Below are 5,489 nucleotides of genomic sequence, written 5' to 3'. Positions count from 1 at the left end.
ACGTAGGTGATGTCCTATGCCGACGTGCGAACTATGCCGACCTCTGTGGTTCTGGGGCAGGTCAGCGGGACTGCTGAGGGTTGAAGGGTCGGCATAGTCGCGTCGTAGGGGGTCACGCTTCCAGGCACCAAGTGTCTGGAGGTGAGGTCAGTGACGAAGAGATCGCCGACTGCCCGGCCGTCCGCGGACCGGATTCCGCGGGTGCCGGTGGGTCCCTTGGCGCCGACGGTGCTGGAGGAGGGCCGGCGGTGGCTGGACAGGCAGGGATATACGCCTGCCACGGCGGCCGGGGTCGTGAACCTGCTTGTCCGCCTGAGCGTGTGGATGGAGGAGGTGGGCGCCGAGGTCGACGACATCGACGCGACGGGCAGCTGCTGGACCGGTTCGTCCTGCGGGAACGATCGCGTGAAGTCGTGTGCACCACGGTGAAGAGCTGCTCAGGCACGATGCGCAGGTTCTTGACCGATGCCGGATACCTGCGCCCGTCCCCGGCGGTGGATGGCCTGCTCACCCCGGCGCAGGCCGCGGCCGCGGCGTGGTGCTCCTGGATGCGGGATGAGCGCGGTCTGTCCGAGAAGACCATCGCTGCCCGTCGTCGCTATGCCACCGGGCTGCTGGACGTGATCACCGCGGACGACGGCGACCTGGACTGGGACCGGCTCGACGCCGCGGTGGTCAACGGCTACGTCGCCGAGCATCAGGACTCCTGACATAGGGGTGGTCTGATCGGCGTGTCTGCTTGGGAAAGTGTGGGTCTTGACGGCCTCGTTGTGAGATAATTGCTTTGGTAATTGGTCTTGGTCGTAGGGGTGGTGAGAATGGCGGTCATGACCGCTCAGCCACCGCTGCCGCTGGCCCCGGCCGGTGCTGTCGAGATCGGTGCGGTCGCCGCCCTGGTGGACGAGGCCGACGGGTCGGGTCGGGTGTACGTGCGTGGGGAGCTGGCCTACCTGTGGGGGCCGGGGGATGAGACCGGGCGACGGCTGGCGGCGGTGCAGCTGAGGCAGGTCAAGGCGGCGACCGGGGCCGCGATCGCTGCCGGGTTCGGGATCGATCGGGAGACGCTGCGCCTGTGGGTGCGGGCCGCCGAGTCCGGGGGGACCGCCGGGCTGGTCCCGAAGCGGCCCGGACCGAAGGGCCCCTCGAAGCTGACCCCGGCCAAGATCGCCGACATCCGGGCTCGTCGGAAGGCGAGGGCCTCGCTGCGGGCGATCGCCGCGGCGGTCGGTGTCTCGACCGACTCGGTACGCCGCGCCCTGGCAACCGAGCCGGACAACGACCAGTCGCCCGTTGCCCAGGAGAAGGAGGCGCAGGCGGTGGTGCTGGCGCAGCCGCCGGCGCGCACTGCCGAGCGGGTCGCGGCACGCGCCGGACTGCTGGACGCCGCGCCGCCGGTGTTCACCCCGGCGGGCCGGGTGCCGCTGGCCGGGCTGCTGCTGTCCCTGCCCGCGCTGGAGGCCACCGGCCTGCTGGGCTGCGCCAGGGGCGTGTTCGGGCAGCTGCCGGACGGGTTCTACGGGCTGGACACGATGCTGCTCGAGGGCGTCTTCCGGACCCTGGCGGGTGCGCCCCGCGCCGAGGGAGCGGCCCGGTTCGCCCCGGCCGAGCTGGGCCGGGTGCTGGGGATGGACCGGGCCCCGGAGGTCAAGACCATCCGCCGCAAGATCGCCCAGCTCGCCGCTGCCGAGCGGGCCGCTGACCTGCTCGCGGCCATGGCCGCCCACCACCTGCACCGCCCCACCGCCACCGACGGCGACGGCGAGGGCGACGGCGAGGACGGTGGGGCACAGGTGGGGCTGGTGCTGTACGTCGACGGGCACGTGCGGGCCTACACCGGCACGAAGAAGATCGCCAAGACCCACTCCGCCCGGCTGCGGTTCCCCGCCCCCGCGACCGTGGAGACCTGGGTGTCCGACGCCGCCGGTGACCCGGTCCTGGTCGTGATGGCCACCCCCGGGGCCTCGCTGGCCGGCGAGCTCCGCGCCCTGCTGCCCCAGTTGCGCGCCGCGGTGGGCGATGAGCGGCGGGTGCTGGTCGGGTTCGACCGCGGCGGCTGGTCACCGGCCCTGTTCGCCCACATGCACGAGGCCGGCTTCGACGTCCTCACCTGGCGCAAGGGCGCCACGCCCGACGTGGACGCCGAGAAGTTCAGCGCCGTCACGTTCGTGGACGAGACCGGCCGCGAGCACGCCTGGTCCCTGGCCGACACCACCGTGGACCTGCCCACCGGCGGTGTGAACGAGCAGACCGGGGAACCGGAGACGTTCCCGATGCGGCAGGTCACCCGCCTCGACACCAAGAAGGGCACCACCAGGCAGGTGCACATCCTGACCACCCGCACCGACCTGCCCGCCGCCCAGGTGGTGCACCGGATGGGCTCACGGTGGCGCCAGGAGAACTACTTCCGCTACGCCCGCCTCCACCTGGGCCTGGACTCCCACGACTCCTACGCCGCCGGCCCCGACGACCCCGACCGCTCAGTGCCGAACCCGGCCAAACAGACCGCGCACCGGCAGGTCCAGGCCGCCTACGCTCGGGCCGAGCGGGAGAAGGCCCGTGCCGAGGCCGCCCTGCTGGCCGCCCGCACCCCCGGACGCGGGCAGTCCGAGGCCAGGGTGAGCAACCAGGCGCACAACGCGATCACCGCCCCCTGGCACACCGCCCAGGACGACCTGCACGCGGCGCGCGCCGCCCACGCCAAGATTCCGACCCGTGTACGCCTGGGCGACCTCGCCCCCGGCCAGCAGGTCCTGGACACCGAGACCAAGCTGATCCACCACGCGATCAAGATCGCCGCGTTCAACACCACCACCGCGATCGCCCGCGACGTCCGCATCAACACCGGCTACGCCCGCGCCGCGCAGGAGGCCTACACCCTGACCCGCCAGGTCCTCACCGGCCCCGGCGACATCCTGCCCGACCCGGCCGCGCGCATCCTGACGGTACGCCTCGACCCCCTGCCCACCGCCCGAGAGACCGCCGCCGTCGCCGAACTGTGCAAGCACCTCACCGCCACCGCCACGACCTACCCCGGTACCAACCTGACCCTGCACTACGAGATCAAGAACAGGCCCTGACCCCCAGAAGATTCTCGCTCCATGTCAGGAGTCCTGAGCATGGGCGTGAATACAGCGTGGTGTCGCGCGCCCACATCGTCGACGCGGCTCGCGGCCTGCTGCGGTGGGCGTTGAGCACCGGCCGTCTGGACCGGGACCTGAGCGCCGGGATCCTCAAGCCTGCCGGGACGCGGCGCGGGCTGCCGAAAGGGGTGAGCAAGGAGCAGGTCGCAGCCCTGCTGGCCGTGTGCGACCCGGCCACCGCGATCGGTGCCCGGGACCGCGCGGTCATCACCGTCCTGGTCCGGTTGGGTCTACGGGCCGGTGAGGTCGCCCGACTGCGGCTGGACGACATCGACTGGGCCAACGGGGTGCTGAAGGTCGCCGGCAAGGGCCGTGAGCAAATGTTGCCGATCCCGGTCGACGTGGGCCAGGCGCTGGCGGCCTGGCTACGTGTCCGTCCGGACGCCCTGGACCGGGCGGTGTTCGTGCGGATGAAGGCGCCGCGGCGGGCGATGGCGCCCTCGGCGATCTCCGGGATCGTCGCCCGCCTGTCGGGCCTGGCCGGGATCGACCCGATCTACGCCCACCGGCTACGGCACACCGCAGCGATGGACATCCTTGGTGCCGGCGGGACCCTGGCCGAGGCCAAGGAGCTCCTCGGGCACGTCGACACCGCCACCACGATGGTCTACGCGAAGGTCGACCTGGCCTCGCTGCGCGAGCTGGTCGTCCCGTTCGGGCAGGTGCCCCGATGAGCACGCTGCGTGAGCACCTGGAGGCGTATTTGGTGATGCGCCGGGCGCTGGGCTTCCAGCTCGACGACATCGAGCGGCAGGTGGGCCTGTTCTGCACCTGGCTCGAAGCTCGCGGACAGTCCGACACCTTCACGATCGATGACGTGGTGACCTGGGCGCGGATCAACCCCGAGGCGCATCCTTCCTGGTGGGCCACGCGCCTGTCGCTGGTGCGCCGCTTCGCGGCCCACCTGCACGCCAGCGGCATCGACGTCCCGCTCATCCCCAAGGGTCTGCTGCCGGCCAGGAAGCCCCGGGCGGTGCCCTTCATCTACAGCCAGGACGACGTCGAGGCCCTGCTGGGGGCCTGCGAGGCTGAGTTCACCGACGAGCGTGTCGCGGCCACCGTGCGCACCGTCATCGCGCTGCTGGCGTGCACGGGCCTGCGGATCGGCGAAGCACTGGCCCTGGGGGTCGACGACATCGACTTCGACAACGACGTCCTGGTGATCCAGCCCGGCAAGTCTGCCCAGCGGCTCCTGCCCGTGCACCCCTCCACCACCGCGGCGCTGAAGGACTACCTGGCCCTGCCCGCCCGGGCAGCGACGAACCCCGCCCCCCACGGCCCGGTCTTCGTGACCGCCAAGGGCACCGGGTACGTCTACGTCTCCTTCTTCGCCCTGTTCAAACGGGTCCGCGAGGCTGCCGGACTCAACCCGCGCGGCAGGGCCCGTCCCCGACTGCACGACCTGAGACACACGTTCGCCACGGCCCACATGACCGCGGCCTACGCCCACGGCCACGACCCCGACCGGACCCTGTCCCTGCTTGCGACCTGGCTCGGGCACTCCGACGCCGCGCACACCTACTGGTACCTGACCGCAACCGGGAACCTGATGGCCCTGGCCGCCGGCAGGCTCGAACCCGACGACGAAAGCGAACCGTCATGACCGCCCTGGCCAGGACCCTGCAGACCTACTTCACCGTCTTCGCCCGCACCCAGCGTGATCTGTCCGCGAACACGATCAGCTCCTACCGCGACACCTGGCGGATGCTGCTGAAGTACCTGAGCGTCACACTCGGGACCCCCGTCGACGAGCTCGACCTCGACAACCTCACCGCGACCAACGTCACCGCCTTCCTCGACCACCTCCAGCAGGAGCGCGGCAACAACGCCAAGACCCGCAACACCCGTCTGACCGCGATCCGCTCCGTCCTGGCCCGTGCCCTGCCCGACCATCCCGAGCACGCCGCGACCATCACCCAGGTGCTCGCGATCCCGCCACGGCGCACCACCAGACCCGTCATCGAGTTCCTCACCCCCGCCGAGACCCAGGCCCTGCTGGACGCGCCCGACCAGCAGACCTGGACCGGGCGCCGCGACCACGCCCTGCTGGTCATGACCGTTCAGACCGGTCTGCGGATCAGCGAGATCTGCTCGCTGACCTATCAGGACATCCACCTCGGCGCCGGACCCCACATCGCCTGCACCGGCAAGGGAAGACGCCAACGCGTCACACCGCTGACCAGGACGACCGTGACCACGATGACGAACTACCTCGACGAACGCAGGTCTCGTCCCGGCGTCGCGCTGTTCTGAGGTTCCCCCCCGGAGCGTAGAGGCATCCACAATGAGGATCGAGATGCCAGAGACAAGGAAGAAGTACGACCGGGAGTTCCGTGAGGGAGCGGTCCG

5 protein-coding genes are annotated in these 5,489 nt (G+C 71.0%); all 5 read left to right on the top strand.

Going from position 1 to position 5,489, the window contains the following annotated elements; translation table 11 throughout:
- Window positions 1–413: 413 nt before the first annotated feature.
- Window positions 414–710 (top strand): hypothetical protein, encoded by a 297-nt coding sequence (locus BJF81_RS11655; protein WP_143780813.1) that lies wholly within the window; start codon window positions 414–416, stop codon window positions 708–710.
- Window positions 711–827: 117 nt separating this feature from the next.
- Window positions 828–3,077 carry a putative transposase gene (locus BJF81_RS20355; RefSeq protein ID WP_158068670.1) on the top strand — a complete coding sequence of 750 codons (2,250 nt, stop codon included), beginning with the start codon at window positions 828–830 and terminating at the stop codon, window positions 3,075–3,077.
- Window positions 3,078–3,136: 59 nt separating this feature from the next.
- The gene (locus tag BJF81_RS17600) at window positions 3,137–3,814 is read left to right on the top strand and encodes a tyrosine-type recombinase/integrase (RefSeq protein WP_202817476.1); all 678 of its coding nucleotides are present in this window, start codon (window positions 3,137–3,139) and stop codon (window positions 3,812–3,814) included.
- Entirely contained in the window at window positions 3,811–4,743 is a 933-nt protein-coding gene (locus BJF81_RS11640) for a tyrosine-type recombinase/integrase (RefSeq protein ID WP_075958486.1), read from the top strand. Before BJF81_RS17600 ends, BJF81_RS11640 begins: the two co-directional genes overlap by 4 nt.
- Window positions 4,740–5,393, top strand: coding sequence for a tyrosine-type recombinase/integrase (locus BJF81_RS11635; RefSeq protein ID WP_083664183.1), 654 nt, complete (start codon window positions 4,740–4,742; stop codon window positions 5,391–5,393). The genes BJF81_RS11640 and BJF81_RS11635 overlap by 4 nt, the downstream gene beginning before the upstream one ends.
- Window positions 5,394–5,489 lie beyond the last annotated feature (96 nt).

This window comes from Ornithinimicrobium sp. CNJ-824 (assembly GCF_001942405.1).
Taxonomy (GTDB): domain Bacteria; phylum Actinomycetota; class Actinomycetes; order Actinomycetales; family Dermatophilaceae; genus Ornithinicoccus; species Ornithinicoccus kibberensis.
The sequence above is the reverse complement of the archived record's forward strand: the minus strand, read 5'-3'. Positions and strand labels throughout refer to the sequence as shown.

Bases quoted from the DNA above. Each gene is read 5' to 3' on its own strand.
- BJF81_RS20355 (WP_158068670.1), top strand. From the start codon at position 828: ATGACCGCTCAGCCACCGCTGCCGCTGGCCCCGGCCGGTGCTGTCGAG.
- BJF81_RS11640 (WP_075958486.1), top strand. From the start codon at position 3,811: ATGAGCACGCTGCGTGAGCACCTGGAGGCGTATTTGGTGATGCGCCGG.
- BJF81_RS11635 (WP_083664183.1), top strand. From the start codon at position 4,740: ATGACCGCCCTGGCCAGGACCCTGCAGACCTACTTCACCGTCTTCGCC.